This is a genomic window from Heyndrickxia sp. FW510-T9, assembly GCF_058781025.1.
This window is the reverse complement of record NZ_JBYSWK010000024.1, coordinates 29,448-43,581: the sequence shown is the minus strand read 5'-3', so window position 1 is coordinate 43,581 and position 14,134 is coordinate 29,448. Positions and strand designations below refer to the sequence as shown.

Annotated in this window: 18 protein-coding genes, 1 pseudogene and 1 other annotated feature (1 of these 20 running past the window's edge); of the genes and pseudogenes, 14 read left to right on the top strand and 5 right to left on the bottom strand. The window is 32.3% G+C overall.

Annotated features, from left to right (window positions below; genetic code table 11):
• Positions 1-193 precede the first annotated feature (193 nt).
• The gene (locus tag AC3WJF_RS13450; RefSeq protein WP_492452978.1) at positions 194-574 is read left to right on the top strand and encodes a GntR family transcriptional regulator; all 381 of its coding nucleotides are present in this window, start codon (positions 194-196) and stop codon (positions 572-574) included.
• Positions 575-603: 29 nt separating this feature from the next.
• The gene (locus tag AC3WJF_RS13445) at positions 604-1,701 is read left to right on the top strand and encodes a DUF1648 domain-containing protein (protein ID WP_492452976.1); all 1,098 of its coding nucleotides are present in this window, start codon (positions 604-606) and stop codon (positions 1,699-1,701) included.
• Between the two features lie 30 nt (positions 1,702-1,731).
• On the opposite strand, the gene AC3WJF_RS13440 is transcribed toward AC3WJF_RS13445, so the two are convergent.
• Genes AC3WJF_RS13440 through AC3WJF_RS13430 form a run of 3 tightly spaced genes read right to left on the bottom strand, consistent with a single transcriptional unit; the run spans position 1,732 to position 3,232 of the window.
• On the bottom strand, positions 1,732-2,217 hold the full coding sequence (locus AC3WJF_RS13440; protein WP_492452974.1) for a hypothetical protein: 486 nt from the start codon (positions 2,215-2,217) through the stop codon (positions 1,732-1,734).
• A 57-nt stretch (positions 2,218-2,274) separates the two neighbouring features.
• The gene (locus AC3WJF_RS13435) at positions 2,275-2,907 is read right to left on the bottom strand and encodes a permease prefix domain 1-containing protein (protein WP_492452973.1); all 633 of its coding nucleotides are present in this window, start codon (positions 2,905-2,907) and stop codon (positions 2,275-2,277) included.
• 1 nt (position 2,908) lies between these two features.
• A complete protein-coding gene (locus AC3WJF_RS13430; protein ID WP_492452971.1) occupies positions 2,909-3,232 on the bottom strand; it encodes a PadR family transcriptional regulator in 324 nt (107 codons plus the stop codon).
• A gap of 175 nt (positions 3,233-3,407) precedes the next feature.
• Here AC3WJF_RS13430 and AC3WJF_RS13425 point away from each other — a divergent pair, with 175 nt between their 5' ends.
• The 6 genes from AC3WJF_RS13425 (at position 3,408) to AC3WJF_RS13400 (ending at position 7,167) form a co-directional block, all read left to right on the top strand.
• On the top strand, positions 3,408-4,358 hold the full coding sequence (locus AC3WJF_RS13425) for a hypothetical protein (RefSeq protein ID WP_492452969.1): 951 nt from the start codon (positions 3,408-3,410) through the stop codon (positions 4,356-4,358).
• Positions 4,359-4,385: 27 nt separating this feature from the next.
• On the top strand, positions 4,386-5,264 hold the full coding sequence (locus tag AC3WJF_RS13420; RefSeq protein ID WP_492452967.1) for a GNAT family N-acetyltransferase: 879 nt from the start codon (positions 4,386-4,388) through the stop codon (positions 5,262-5,264).
• 20 nt (positions 5,265-5,284) lie between these two features.
• A complete protein-coding gene (locus AC3WJF_RS13415; protein WP_492452965.1) occupies positions 5,285-5,842 on the top strand; it encodes a GNAT family N-acetyltransferase in 558 nt (185 codons plus the stop codon).
• A 33-nt stretch (positions 5,843-5,875) separates the two neighbouring features.
• The gene (locus tag AC3WJF_RS13410) at positions 5,876-6,169 is read left to right on the top strand and encodes a hypothetical protein (protein ID WP_492452963.1); all 294 of its coding nucleotides are present in this window, start codon (positions 5,876-5,878) and stop codon (positions 6,167-6,169) included.
• Positions 6,170-6,218: 49 nt separating this feature from the next.
• A complete protein-coding gene (locus tag AC3WJF_RS13405) occupies positions 6,219-6,596 on the top strand; it encodes a VOC family protein (RefSeq protein WP_492452961.1) in 378 nt (125 codons plus the stop codon).
• A 115-nt stretch (positions 6,597-6,711) separates the two neighbouring features.
• The gene (locus AC3WJF_RS13400) at positions 6,712-7,167 is read left to right on the top strand and encodes an NUDIX hydrolase (protein WP_492452959.1); all 456 of its coding nucleotides are present in this window, start codon (positions 6,712-6,714) and stop codon (positions 7,165-7,167) included.
• A gap of 153 nt (positions 7,168-7,320) precedes the next feature.
• Here the strand turns inward: AC3WJF_RS13400 and AC3WJF_RS13395 are convergent, their stop codons facing one another.
• Positions 7,321-7,938 carry an RraA family protein gene (locus AC3WJF_RS13395; RefSeq protein ID WP_492452958.1) on the bottom strand — a complete coding sequence of 206 codons (618 nt, stop codon included), beginning with the start codon at positions 7,936-7,938 and terminating at the stop codon, positions 7,321-7,323.
• Between the two features lie 425 nt (positions 7,939-8,363).
• Here AC3WJF_RS13395 and AC3WJF_RS13390 point away from each other — a divergent pair, with 425 nt between their 5' ends.
• Positions 8,364-8,561, top strand: a complete 198-nt coding sequence (locus AC3WJF_RS13390; RefSeq protein ID WP_492452956.1) for a hypothetical protein — start codon at positions 8,364-8,366, stop codon at positions 8,559-8,561.
• Between the two features lie 351 nt (positions 8,562-8,912).
• Here AC3WJF_RS13390 and AC3WJF_RS13385 read toward each other — a convergent pair whose 3' ends face one another.
• On the bottom strand, positions 8,913-9,434 hold the full coding sequence (locus AC3WJF_RS13385) for an ECF transporter S component (protein WP_492452954.1): 522 nt from the start codon (positions 9,432-9,434) through the stop codon (positions 8,913-8,915).
• Between the two features lie 360 nt (positions 9,435-9,794).
• Between AC3WJF_RS13385 and AC3WJF_RS13380 the strand changes: the two genes are divergently transcribed.
• The 5 genes and pseudogenes from AC3WJF_RS13380 to AC3WJF_RS13360 all read left to right on the top strand — a co-directional run bounded on the left by AC3WJF_RS13380 (position 9,795) and on the right by AC3WJF_RS13360 (position 13,850).
• The gene (locus tag AC3WJF_RS13380) at positions 9,795-10,355 is read left to right on the top strand and encodes a VanZ family protein (RefSeq protein ID WP_492452952.1); all 561 of its coding nucleotides are present in this window, start codon (positions 9,795-9,797) and stop codon (positions 10,353-10,355) included.
• 937 nt (positions 10,356-11,292) lie between these two features.
• A pseudogene (locus tag AC3WJF_RS13375) lies at positions 11,293-12,116 on the top strand (alpha/beta fold hydrolase).
• Between the two features lie 129 nt (positions 12,117-12,245).
• Positions 12,246-12,584 (top strand): ASCH domain-containing protein, encoded by a 339-nt coding sequence (locus AC3WJF_RS13370; RefSeq protein WP_492452950.1) that lies wholly within the window; start codon positions 12,246-12,248, stop codon positions 12,582-12,584.
• Positions 12,585-12,694: 110 nt separating this feature from the next.
• Entirely contained in the window at positions 12,695-13,186 is a 492-nt protein-coding gene (locus tag AC3WJF_RS13365) for a DinB family protein (RefSeq protein WP_492452948.1), read from the top strand.
• Between the two features lie 190 nt (positions 13,187-13,376).
• The gene (locus tag AC3WJF_RS13360) at positions 13,377-13,850 is read left to right on the top strand and encodes a GNAT family N-acetyltransferase (protein ID WP_492452946.1); all 474 of its coding nucleotides are present in this window, start codon (positions 13,377-13,379) and stop codon (positions 13,848-13,850) included.
• A 162-nt stretch (positions 13,851-14,012) separates the two neighbouring features.
• Positions 14,013-14,134 (top strand) — a binding site (T-box leader) (it continues 286 nt past the right edge of the window).

The following is a 14,134-nucleotide window of genomic DNA, read 5'->3' as shown; positions in this document are numbered from 1 at the left end:
AGTATCACTCCTTCAAGATAATGTCTTGCGAAATATGTAATTAGAATATCAATATTCGAGAATTCTTTCAATGAAAGAGACTTGGTTGAAGGAGGTTGAAATGTTAAGAATATAGTACAAATTATACTTTTGTTCTATGCAATCTAGAACAGTTTTGTTATGATAGAAGTAGAATAAAAAGAGGTGAATAACAATGATTATACAAATCGAACCTCAAGCTGATATCCCGATTTATACACAACTATCCAATCAAATTATAGAAGGAATAGCAAGAGGGGATATGAGAGCTGGGGATTCACTACCATCTGTAAGATCATTGGCTGCAGACCTTGGAGTGAATATGCATACGGTTAACAAAAGCTACCATGAATTGGAGAAAAAAGGGATCATAAGAATTATTCCAAAGTCAGGTGCGGTTATTCAGGCTGCAATGACAATTGCGGAAGGAGACCCATTATACAGAAAACTAGTGGAGGAACTAAAACCGAAAATTGCAGAAGTTTTAGTAATGGGACTAGAACAAGTGCAAGTTCATACTTTAATTGATTCCATCATGAAGGACTTGAAAGGCTAAAAATGAATAAGTGAAAAGAGGGGAAGATAATGGCACTAATAATTCCATTAGTCGTTTTAATTGTAATGATAATAATGCAAACGATGCTTCCATATATAGTGAAACGGACTGTAGTATTTGGAGTTTCCATTCCTGATCAATATGCGAAGGATCAGAAGCTATTATCATATAAAAAATTGTATTCACTTCTGGTGTTTTTCGTTTCTATCATAGGTTTAGCCATTTATGTAATATGGTTTTTAAATGGTAAACAAACTGAAGAAGCACTCGTGTTTTCAGGCTTAGCATTGACCTACGGGGTTTTGTTGATTAGCATGTCGCTTTATTTTTATTTTCATGCCAAAACATTGAAGCGAAAAAAAGCACAGAAGTGGGTTGAAAATGTAAAACAAGTAAAAGTTACTGATTTAACTGCCCGATTGCAGGATGAAATGCTGCCATGGTATGTATTTCTGCTACCAGTCCTGATAACACTTGGGTTAATGGGCTATACAATTCTGCATTATCAGCATTTGCCAGCGCAAATTCCAATGCACTGGGGACCTGATGGAAAACCTGATTCCTACACGGATAAGACACCATTTTCATCCATTACAATGTTACTAATGCTATTGGTTATTCAATTGATGTTCTTAGGAATTATGGTGACAACTAAGCGTTCAGGAATTAAAATAAATGCGACCAATCCAAATGCATCAAAGAACCGTCAACTTGCCTTACGAAAATATTCGAGCTCGTTTATGTTCGTTATAAGCTTACTGATTACAGCACTTTTTTCTTATTTTCAATTAACTACTATTCACCCACATTTAATGAGTGGTGCTTATGCAATGGCAATCCCGTTTATCTTCTTACTTTTAGTATTAATCGGAACGATTATTTTTGCCATCAAAGTTGGAAGAACGGATAAAACCGAAGAATTTCAGTCCGTCACCGGAGTGGCAGATATTGAAGAAAGCGAAGAATATTGGAAAGGTGGCCTCTTTTATTTTAATAAAAATGATCCATCTATCTTCGTTGAAAAGCGCTTTGGGGTAGGCTGGACCATCAACTTCGCCCATCCAATCGGATATCTCATTATATTTGGACCTATTATCTTGATTTTACTAATAACATATTTAGTGTAGAAAGTGGTGCCAGGTACCAGATTGTAATTATTATAATCTGGCACCTGGCACTCGCGGTATTAAGAATACGATCATGCCAATTACCGTTGCACCGATGGAAATGATCATACCAATGCCAAGTCCAAGTGCACTCATAAAAGTATCGTCTCCTGGATAAAGAGGTACTAAATGTTGATATTTGTATAAGAAATAGATAAACAAGATAATATAGACCGATTGTCCAATTAAGATTGCATATAATCTTTTCAAAAACGTCTTTAGGAAACTTTGTCTTATATAGACCCATGCCACCACACTAGCTACAGGCGATAAAGCAATAAAAATCGGCGTGGAAAAGGGAATGTAAAATGAACCCAATACTGTTATTGTTATGAGTATTAAATTAATAATAAGTAATGCTCCACCAGCAGTTAATGGTGATTGGAAATTGTATTTGATATTAAAGCGAACTCTAATAAAACTTATACTGAAAATGGTTAAGATAACAGCAATTAGTAGCCATATTGATAATGACATAGTGGTAACTCCTCCTAAAATAAGTACATAGAATTTCTATGTAGTTTCATAAAAAAATTAGAGACCATGAATGATCCCAATTTTAAATGCAAGTTTACTAAGCGGATAAAAAACAAAAGTTGCTGCAACACATACTAGGATAAATGCTGGATTCAATATGGGTGAAAAAAGGTCGGTTGGAATAAAATGGAACAAAACCACTGACATAAGAATCAAATTGGGTATAGATGCTTGCATTAAAGTTTTGTTTATATGTAATTTTCCTTTTGGACCATAAAGTTTTCCAATGGAATATCCTAAGTATAGCCAGTAGATCGTGTAAAGAAATAGAATAGGATGAGCTAGATTTACCAAAGTTCTCCAAATCTGTTGTGTAATCGCAAATTCAGAATGATGACTAACATACGTCACCATTATACCGCCTACAAAGAAAAACCAATTTAATACAACTAAATATTTTATTTTCTGTAGAGCACTTGGAAGATGAAAGCTTTTCCCTAATTCATTAGGGTCTCCCATTTGATGAAGCATTTCGTTTGTTGCTTGATTTTCTGAGATGCCAGTTAGCATTTTGTCCTTGATCCCATCCTCTATATGACAAGAGATTTCATGATAAATATCCATTGCATCTGGATGGTTTTTCAAAGCTTTTTTAACTTTCTCCAAATAATCCAATTTCTCGTAACTCATCTTAGTCCCCTAATACCTTTGACATGACACCTACAAAACGATTCCATTCTTTTGACTTTTGAAGGAGAGCTTCTTTCCCATCCTTCGTGATATGGTAATACTTACGAGCTGGTCCTTTGTCTTGCTCTTGCCAGTACGAATTAATATATCCTTGTTCCTCTAATTTTTTCAAAGCTGGATATAATGTACCTTCCTTTACATGAAAAGCATCTTCGCTCCGACGCTCCATTTCTTTCGAAAGTTGATATCCATACATATCTTGCTCTTCTAATAAGTGTAGTAAAAGCAGGGAAGTACTGCCCTTTACCAATTCCCGGTTGAACAAGTTAACCACCTACCTAGAATTAAGATGTATATAATATACTTTTACCATAATCATACATGGTTGGCAATCTCATAATTTTATTGATTGAGAATAATTGGATGTAGTATTTTGAAAATTCTGCTACAAATGGTGTATAATAATCAAAACGTTTTGACAAATAATCAAAGTGGGGGAAATGATGGAGGAAATATACCAACTATTTAAAATAGATGAATTTACACTAGATAAATGGGAGAAAATTGCTGTACCGGATGTAGACCTTTTTTTATTTGAAACGATGGATGAGGTAAAAAGCTTCTTGCCTATTGGATCGCTAATTATTCCACGTAAGGAATTTAATGATCATGGTAGTTATCATTCTATTAATATTATTAATAGTTACCAGTTATGGGCGGTTTCCAAAAAAGGTCAATATGTTTGTGTTGCCCCACCAGAACTATTTCCAACCATTGATTTGGAAAAGAAAATCGCCATTTTACATATCCAAAAAAGGCTAAATAGGGGATTGATTTATGACTGGAGTGAGATTCAAGAAGTATTAAATACACTTCCAATGGATATTCAATTAGAAACTTCGAAACTCATTGAATCCTATGTGTTTCAAGTTGAGGAGGAAACATTTATTGCATTTCAAAAGGAAATGTGGAGTTTGCTACCTATGGATTTCAAAAGGAATCTATTAAGTAAACTAGCCGAATCCTATATAGATGAAATACCTGAAACAAATGATGTTAAAGTACCAAATTTGCTAGAAAGCTATATTAATCGCTTTCCAGCGTTGAATGGACCTAATTGCTTTGCAGCCACATTGGCAGCTGCAACAGAAAATGTAACTGCTACAGAATGGTTGATAACACAGTGGGTACATCAGGATACATTGTTACTAGGGTTAGAAATGCGGGGATATCAGGAGATAGATTGCGAGATTGCTCAACTTGAACCACAGGATATCATCTTATGGAAAAATGATAAATTCGATATTATTCATGCATCCTTTCATCTGGAGGACGATTTATTTTTCAATAAAGATGGACAATCATTTTTTAATCCATGGCAAATTGTAAAAAAAGAAACTCTATTAAGTAATTGGGGAAGTGAAAATATCGCAGTCTATAGACGAATATAAATCAAAGAAAGAGATAGGATACTGATCATGCAAATAAAGAAAATGAGCCAACATGATATTCAAAATGTTGCTAAGTTTATTTCAAAAATGAATCAAGTAGAAATTTCCCATATTGGATATTGTGGGGTTATTCAAGAAAAAATTCGAGACTCTTTAGAGGATTTGGAAATTCCTTTTTGGGAGAGTTTCATAGTTGCTTATGAGAATAATAATTTAGTAGGTGTTTTAGGATTCGATGCTGACCTTGAAAACAAAAGTGTTGAAGTATGGGGTCCATTCATCAAGCGATCTCATTGGGATATTTCAACAGATATGTGGAATGAAATGCTTGAGCTGCTACCCGATATCATAGAGGATATATATTTATTTTTGAATAAAAAGAACGCGAGCTGTATTCGTTTTGCTGATGAATTAGGATTTCAATTAAAAAGCGAACAATCCATATTGGAGATTAAAAAGTCATATACGGAAGACTTGAAAAAAGAATCCGTCCTTGAATTGACTAAAGAACACTATGTTGATTTTATTAATCTTCATAATGAAGTTTTCCCAGGAACGTACTATGAAGGTTCGCAAATCATTGATCGTCAAAATAAACACAGAAAAGTTTTTATTACAAAAGAACATGAGGACCTATCAGGTTATATATATGTGGAAGCAAATCCTGAATTTGGAGAGGCAAATATTGAGTTTTTTGCTGTAAAGAAAAAATATAGAGGTAAGGGAATTGGCGGAAAGTTGTTAACTATGGCTTTGCAATGGTTATTTACTTTTGAAAGTATAAATTCCATTACTCTTTGTGTAAATTCAGCGAAACATAATGCTATTAGATTATATAAAAAAGTCGGCTTTGAACATGTCCATGATTTATGTTTTTTAGTAAGAAAATCAAATAGAAATTGGTAATGTATAAGGAGAAATAATAAGTGGAAAGAACAAATTTAAAAATCGAAACTGATAGATTGATAGTACGACCATATGTAAAAAACGATTATAAAAATTGGTATACCCAATACGATAATCGATTACCATCACAATATAAATATGATGATGGACGGCCTACGGATATGCCGCTGTCTACTGAAGAATGGTTTACAGAATGGATTAATGGTTTTCATGAGGAAGCGCTTAAAGATGATACATATATTTTTGGGATTTTCCGTAAAAAAGATGGGGTGAACGTTGGAAAATTAGAAATAAGCACGATCCTAAGAAAGGATTATCAATGGGCAATGATGGGGTATTCCATTCATAATCATTTCTGGAAAAACGGCTATGCTACCGAAAGTGTCTTAATGGCTACTGAATCATTCTTCGAACACTTAGGATATCATAGAATTGAATTACATATAAATGTTGATAATCAGCCTTCCATTCGACTTGCAGAACGGACAGGATTCCATTTTGAATGTGTAAGAAAAGAGTTTTCTTTTGAAGATGGTAAGTGGACTGATTTTGTGATTTATTATAAAAATCGAGAATGAAGTTAAGATTTTTTTATATGGAGGCGGAAATATTTGGATAGAAAAACTAATATTTATGAATTTCTATTTAATAAAGATAAATATCCTGGTACAAAAAGGATCTTTTATTTGATCTTTGTTATTTCTATTACTATTTTTAACTTATATGGACCACCTAAGTTGATAGTAAATATTGTGATTGGAGTCCTGTTATTGTTAGTCCTGGTTTATTATTTTGCCAAAATCATTATCTATAACAGGAAGAAGAAACTGAAAACAAGCATCACGGATAAAATCCTAATCATTTGTTCCATACTGTTAATTGTGTTCATTACTGTGACAATATAAAATTAAAAACAAGTATTAATCCCAATAAACCAAAAAAAGGAGAATCCAAATGATTAATAAAGTCGGTCAAATTATGTTATATGTAAATAACCAAGAAGAATCTTTAAAGTTTTGGACAGAAAAAGCAGGCTTCACTCTAGTCGCTTCAGAAGATAATGGACAAGGCTTCAAATGGTTCGAAATTGCACCAACGAAAAATTCCGAAACTAGCATTATCCTTCATGATAAGGAATTGGTTGCAAAAATGTCGCCAGAATTAAACCTCGGTACACCGTCACTAATGTTTTTCTCTGAAAATCTTGATGCACTATATAAGGACTACTCAGATAAAAACATTATAGTTGGAGAAATTGTACAAATGCCAACTGGTAAGGTATTTAACTTTGCGGATGATGAAGGTAATTATTTTGCGGTTATGGAGAGATAGTATAGTAAAGCCCCGCATGATTTTATGCGGGGTTTTTACCTTTCTAAAGGAAAACAAAGTATTTTTGTAGAATAAAGCCACTAAATAAAATCGAATCTGGAAAGGATGAAGGATAATGCACCCTCGGGCAAATACTTTAGGAATATTAATTCACGAAGATCGAATTCTTTTGGAAGAACAAATTGGCGTGCATTCAAAAGGGGTAGGGACCTTTTATCGTCCTTTAGGTGGGACAATTGAACTTGGAGAGAGGTCGGAGGAAACACTTGTAAGGGAATATAAGGAAGAGATAAACGCAGAAATATCAATCATTCATTATATTAAATGCACCGAAAACATTTATAAAATTGGTGAAAAGGTCGGTCATGAAATCACACAAATTTATTTAGTCGAGTTTAAGGATAAAACCTTATACGAAAGAGATACATTTGTGGTAACAGAAGGTGACAAGATAACCAAAGCGGTTTGGGTTCCTATAAGTAAAGTTCTATTCAGCGATATCATTGTGTATCCAATTGGAGTAAAGGAAATTTTAGTAGAGAATTACAATAAAAAAGATATGTTTGCTTAAAAGAAATAAGCTTGTAACTAAAAAAGTGGATCTTATTTCGGCTGCTTCTTCAAAAAAATGACGTATATAGGAATACGTCATTTTCATTAATTATCAATGAGGTTTTATAAATTTTCCATAACAATTCACTAAGTATAATACAATTGAAAAATGTTACTTAGATAGCATGCCATCTAAGTATTTCTTAATTGCTTCAATATTCCCAGAAACATTCTGATCCCTTATCTCATCTTTTTTTAATTTCTCAACTGCTTTTTCCAAAATTGTTTGTTCTTCATATTGCGGTATTACCACAACTCCATCAGCATCACCAACAATAATATCACCAGGATTAACAGCGGTTCCACCACATGAAATTGGAATGTTAATTTCTCCTACACCAGCTTTTCCACTTGCAGCTACAGATGTTCCTCTGGAGAATACCGGAAAGTTTAATTTTTTCACTCCAGAAATATCTCGAATTACTCCGTCAACAACTATTCCACTAATGCCTAATGATTGGGCCATACCCAAGATAAAATCACCAGCAATTGCTCTGTATTCATCCCCTTTAGCATCGATAACAATGACATCACCAACCTTAGCTTCTCTGATTGCTTTTAATACAGCAAGGTTATCACCTACGGGAATTTTGACAGTAAATGCTCTGCCGGCAACCTTATAATTTTCCATCAAAGGTTTGATTGCTGGATGCATGTTGTTTAACCCATTCATAACATCTGAAATACATGTTGTCGGTATGTTCATAAATTCATTCAAAATTGATTCCATAAGTTTGTTCTCCTTTAATTTACTTCTAAGAAAATTATATATTTAATTGTGTAGTTAAAAAATTATAAAAAAGTTATCGATTACCATAAGTGATAATTATTGATTTCGAAAACTCCAATTATAGAAAGACAAAACTAGGCATAAGGGAAATACCTCTTTTCAAGTACTTTGAAAGAGGGTATGAAAAAAGTACATATGGATGAAATTACAGGTAATCTCCGAAAAGACACTCAAACAGCATTCGAAAATGAATTAATTCGCTCAATTGTTTGTTTCTCAAAGCTGATGTATTAGAGAGAAAAATGTATATGGCTGAAAAAAGAAATTATTAATAGCTCAATGTTGGGCGTATTTTCTTTGAATATTTATGAAGAAGGGAAATATCTCTTTTTGTCGAATTGAGTAGATGAAAGTGAGGTGAAATTATGAGCAAATATAAGGTTACGTTTCATTTCAATAATGCAATTTCTAATATATCATTTTTATTAGATGCTGAGAGTGATAAAGAAGCTCTTTCCATAGTTTATCAGCAAGGGAAATATTATGATTGGTATGATATTAGAAAAGTATTGACTAGAATAAATCTTGAGAATGTTAATTTTGTAAGTGTTAATAAACACTAAGCACCCAAATCATTGGGTGTTTTTTATTTTGCACAAGGGGATGATGAAATGAAACTAGTTGATCATTAAAACATAGTTATCAAAGAAATAAGTTTTTGATGAAACCCGTTTCGTCTAGCAAGAGTTATCATTTCAAGGAGATAAAATTGAAAAAATTTTCTTATTGCAACAGAAATTGGTTTTGCCAATCAATTGTTTATATTTGGTGACAATCTAATAATGCGTTGGTTTACCAATAGCGTACTTGCTGTGATAAAAAAGAGGTAGTTTCTTCTCCAAGTGAATTATCTAGAAGAAAGAAACTCCTCTTTTATTTTTGTTACAGGTATTCGTTATTAAACAATCATTTTTTTATTTTCTAATGACTTTCTTTATGCGTTCTGCAAGAGGTACTACAATGATACCTGCTATTACAACCTGCATTACATTTCCTGGGATAGAACCGAATGGTTGAATCCAGTTACCATAAAGTATCACTTCAGTAAAATAGTAGCCAACAACTTTTATGATCAGTGCAGCTGCAACCGCAAGAGAGTTCACAAGCATTCTGTTGCCGGGTACTTTTTCAGAAATAAGTCCGACGATGAAGCCCATTGTTCCAACGATGACAAATGTAAATGGTGACCATAATGCCCAGCCAGATAATACGTCGAAGAGACCCATTCCGAAGGCACCTGCTATAGCTCCTGTTTTTTTGCCATATACCAAAGCAGCAATAAAAAGTGGAATGTTACCTAGATGAATTAGCCCCCCATTACCCGGTATTGGAAGCTTTATGTTAATCAACCATGTGGCTACTAGTGTTAATGCTATGAAAAGTGCATTGATAACAATAGCTTTTGTTTTAGTTTTCGGTAAGTTTGTTGAATTCATATGATGACCTCTTCATTTTATAAAATATTATAATACTATCAGAAATAATATCATACTATAAGAAACTGATAAATAGAAAGGTTAAAATAATAAGAAGTATAGTTTAACAAAAAAATTATTTAAAAAGGATAAATATGAGGAAATGGATTCAAAATATAATCTAAAACTTATCTTAGCAAGAAAAGGACCATCATTTGATAGTCTTCTCAGATTGTAGACAAAGTCAAATTATATCTTGTAGCAATGCATATTTATTCACCTAATATACATTGCAGCATTTTTATTCTCTGATATAATTAATTAAATTAGAATTTAGTAGTTTTAACTGTAAGGTTATTGATATTTGAGGGGTTAAGTCATATGAAGAAATTGAAGCTATTCAACTCCATTATGCTGTTTGGAGTTTTTCTATTGCTGTATATTCTTCTGTTTTCTTATGCGTTGATTTTCAAGTACGTTTCTCCAATAGAATTATTCAGCTCAAACAGAGAATATATTAGAAGCGTTAATATAATACCGTTTCACACTATATTCAGCTACCTGTCAGGTTCGCTTAATGTCTCTCCAATTATTGTTGCGAGCAATATAATCGGAAATATCATAATATTTGTTCCATTGGGGATTTATTTGCAATTTTTAAAGAAAAATAAAAAAATATGGATAAGCACACTGATTGTTTTTCTCACTACACTGTTTGTTGAACTGTTTCAATTTATTTTTGGGGTCGGTGCTGCAGATATTGATGATATTATTCTTAATTGTTTAGGCGGCTTAATAGGAATATTAATGTACAGAGAATTGTATTCGTTCTTCAAAAATGGAGAAAAAGTGCGAACAGCTTTTGTATTATCAGGCTTGACTATTATAATTATTCCTGTTTTGATTTCAATCATATTTGGTTTTCGGTTTCGGTTAGGTTAATGCTTAATTTATGGAATAAGAGTGATGTAAGTTGGGATTTTTCAGTTTAATAGTGAACTAACAAGACACCAGATATTTGCTTATCAGGTGTCTTGTATTTTTATTCTGACTCTGTATAAAGAAAATAGCGAAAGAAAGTTTTTCTGTAGTCTAAAAGGACCATCATTTGATGGTCCTTTTAACTTACGGCGATTATTCCGCTTATTTTCAATCCAATCAATGATGTCCTTGTCTTCAAGCAGCAACTTATTAACAGTTAAGTCTGATAGTAAATCAAACTCTAGTACAATAAGGAAGATTTATTTCCAGACGAACCAGATAAAATTTCTGAGTTACTCAAAATAAAAAATAGCCTCCGTTAAGAGGGAATTGCTATGTTGGTGGAGCTTTTGCTAGAAAGTAAATTATGTTTAATATGACGAGGGTTACTAATATAGCTATTATTACCTTTTTCAAAGCTATTCCTCCCTTATTTGGTCATACATTAAATCTATTAATACAGTATAAGAAATATTCTATTAATATGTTATTCAAAAACAACAATCTTTAAGAAAACAGCGAAACAAAAAGTAGAATGGCAAATTGGAACGAAGCAGGAATGACATCCATTCACTTAAGAATGAATGACGTAGAAGTAGTTCCAATAAAATCAACTGTGGAACTCTTCATTAAATTTTTATATATAAAAATGGAAATTGGGTTTTAAAAAGAAGTTCATAGGTACTTTTCTCAACGGCTGCAGTTAATAAATGGAATAATGGAGTTTAATTGGAAACAGGAACAGAAGCTTTAAGTTATTACTGTAAAATTTAAAGGATAATTCCATAGTGTAAAGAATTATTTAAAGTAATAGTAACCATGAAGTCTAAGGTGAAAAAATGGAAATTCAATTTTTTGATATAGGATAATTATTTATTTTTAGAAAGAAGGATTGACTATGGCGTATTGCAAAGTTCGTCAAGCAGAAATACATTATGAAGAATTTGGAGAAGGTATTCCAATTTTAATGATACACGGTTATTCTCCTGACCATAGATTAATGACAGGTTGTATGGAACCTATATTTAATAAAAGGGATGGATGGAGACGTATATATATTGATCTACCAGGCATGGGAATTACAAAAAATTATAATAACATAAGTAGTTCTGATGAAATGTTGGATGCTGTTTTAGAATTTATTCAAGCTATAATACCTAACCAAGAGTACATAATTGCTGGAGAATCTTATGGTGGTTATTTAGCCAGGGGTGTTATTCAAAAACAAAAAGAAAAAATACTTGGTGCAGCATTTATTTGTCCAGTTATTATTCCTTATCCAGAAAAAAGAACAATAGAGAAACATAAGATATTGAAAATAGATGAAAGATTTGTTGAAACTTTATCAAAAGAACAATTAGAAGATTTTAGAAACAATAATGTCGTGCTAGATGAATATACTTGGATAAGATACAACCAAGAAATTTTAAGTGGTTGTAAAATTGGAGATGAAAAGTTTTTAAACAAGGTTATGAATAAATATGGATTTACTTTTGAGATTGACCAGTCTGATTTTTATAATCCTAGTTTATTCCTTTTTGGAAGACAAGACTCTGTTGTTGGATACAAGATGCACTTGATTTAATAAACAAGTATCCTCGAGGAACATTTTCTATATTGGATACGGCAGGTCATAATTTGCAAATTGAACAACCACAGCTTTTTAATCATTTAGTTAATGAATGGTTGGATCGAATTAAAGATTCTCTTAATAATGATTGATGAAAAATACGGTAAGAAAATATTAGATTATAAAAAAATAAAACTGAAAATACATTGTAAAAGAAGGGATGCTAAGGAATCCCTTTTGTTATTCAAAACATAAAGAATGTTTACAAAGGGGGAAGTAAATTGATACATCAAATGGGATTATACAGTGAATATTTTAACGACATTAAAGAGGGGAAAAAACGTGTTGAGGTTAGACTGAATGATGAAAAAAGAAGGAAAATTAAAGTTGGCGATACGATTGAATTTACCAAAGTTCCTGAACATAATGAAATGCTACAAGTTCAAGTAACTGAACTCAGAACATACGATACGTTTAAAGAGATGTATGAGGATATTCCTTTTGAAGATTTTGGATGTGAAGGATGGACAATGGATGATATGGTAAACGGAACATATGAAATATATACTCCTGAACAAGAAAAGGTATGGGGAACATTAGCTATTACAATTAAATACTAATTCGAAGTTAATCAACAAGCAGTTGCATTCCATTAATATAGACACTTTAATTTGTGAGCTTTGACCAAAGGGACTATCTATTAAAGGGATTAAATTGGAGGGAATAGAAAATGGATGTAAAAACACTTTTGTTACAACAATGGGCAAGCTGCTTAGATGAAGAAGACTGGTTTCCGCCACTTGAAAAAGTGCTAGAGGATATTACTTTTGAACAGGCAATTTGGAAACCTGGTGAGAGGGAAATGAATTCCATTTGGGAATTAGTTTGTCATTTACTTTTCTATAAAAAGAGACTCCTGATGCGATTTCTTGGTGAAACTGCGAATGAACCGCAGGCAAAAGATAATGAATCTACATTTCGATTACCAACTGAGACGTTTCAAAATTGGAAGGAAACAAAGCAAGAATACTTTTATGTTCATCGTGAACTTGAAAAAATATTAGCAAAATCAGAACATGAAGATTTGTATAGACAGATCCCTAGAGAAAGATCATTAGTGCTTGAACTGAAGAGTTTAGTAATGCACGACGCATATCATATTGGACAAATTGTATTCCTAAGTAAAATGCAAGGAGCTTGGGCAGGGAAACGTAGTTTTTAAAAATGCTTCATTATCTTTACAGTTATTCCATTAAAGGGGGACTTTAAAGGAATATGGGAAAACAACAGTACTATTTAACAATGCCTATTTATTAAACTAAACGAGTGAGTTGGTTTAAAAAGGAAAAAGTAAAATTTCAAAAAGAATAAATTATTATAAACGAAAATGATAAGGGGAAGGGTCGTTTGTTTTGATTCGTGAAGCTGATGGTACAGATACTGTTCAAATTTACAAACTGTACAAAATGTACAAAATGTTAGTACCAAATAGCAAGAAAATGAACGTTCTAGAAGAACAAATTAACAAAATTAAAAAGGACCATAACAACTTTTTGCTTGTATATGAAGAAGATGGAGAAATAATAGGGACACTAACACTGAATATATGTCTACAGGCTTTGCATGGACTAAGACCTTATGGAGTAGTTGAAAACATCATAGTACATGAAAGCCATCGAAATAAGAAAATAGGACAAAAACTTTTACGTTACGTTGAAGAATATTGTAAATCAATAGATTGCCATAGAATTATGTTATTAAGTAATTCAAAACGTCAAAGAGCACATCAGTTCTTCGAAAAGGAAGGATATGATGGTACGGTAAGTAAAGGATTCAAAAAATTTTTGTTAATAAGATTTTGCAGAAAATATATTTTGCTATGCTAAAAGTGCTTCCACAAACTTTTATTTTGAATGGAGTATATAGCGGAATATGCGGGTACATAAGTTTCTAAGCTATATCTTGAAAATGGATTTTGTTCATTTTAAAAAAAAGATTGTTGACATATCTTCTTAAATGATTATATAATGTGAAACATAATAATTATACGTTCGGCATTGAAAGGAAACGAGTAGTGGATGATCTCCCTGTTCAAGAGAGCTGATGGTGGTGCAAATCAGTACAAAGATCAACATGAATTACAATCCTGGAGCTTCTTTTTCGTAGCAAG

Coding starts and splice junctions, on each gene's coding strand:
- AC3WJF_RS13450 (WP_492452978.1), top strand. CDS start 194: ATGATTATACAAATCGAACCTCAAGCTGATATCCCGATTTATACACAA.
- AC3WJF_RS13445 (WP_492452976.1), top strand. CDS start 604: ATGGCACTAATAATTCCATTAGTCGTTTTAATTGTAATGATAATAATG.
- AC3WJF_RS13440 (WP_492452974.1), bottom strand. CDS start 2,217: ATGTCATTATCAATATGGCTACTAATTGCTGTTATCTTAACCATTTTC.
- AC3WJF_RS13435 (WP_492452973.1), bottom strand. CDS start 2,907: ATGAGTTACGAGAAATTGGATTATTTGGAGAAAGTTAAAAAAGCTTTG.
- AC3WJF_RS13425 (WP_492452969.1), top strand. CDS start 3,408: ATGATGGAGGAAATATACCAACTATTTAAAATAGATGAATTTACACTA.
- AC3WJF_RS13420 (WP_492452967.1), top strand. CDS start 4,386: ATGCAAATAAAGAAAATGAGCCAACATGATATTCAAAATGTTGCTAAG.
- AC3WJF_RS13405 (WP_492452961.1), top strand. CDS start 6,219: ATGATTAATAAAGTCGGTCAAATTATGTTATATGTAAATAACCAAGAA.
- AC3WJF_RS13400 (WP_492452959.1), top strand. CDS start 6,712: ATGCACCCTCGGGCAAATACTTTAGGAATATTAATTCACGAAGATCGA.
- AC3WJF_RS13395 (WP_492452958.1), bottom strand. CDS start 7,938: ATGGAATCAATTTTGAATGAATTTATGAACATACCGACAACATGTATT.
- AC3WJF_RS13390 (WP_492452956.1), top strand. CDS start 8,364: ATGAGCAAATATAAGGTTACGTTTCATTTCAATAATGCAATTTCTAAT.
- AC3WJF_RS13385 (WP_492452954.1), bottom strand. CDS start 9,434: ATGAATTCAACAAACTTACCGAAAACTAAAACAAAAGCTATTGTTATC.
- AC3WJF_RS13380 (WP_492452952.1), top strand. CDS start 9,795: ATGAAGAAATTGAAGCTATTCAACTCCATTATGCTGTTTGGAGTTTTT.
- AC3WJF_RS13365 (WP_492452948.1), top strand. CDS start 12,695: ATGGATGTAAAAACACTTTTGTTACAACAATGGGCAAGCTGCTTAGAT.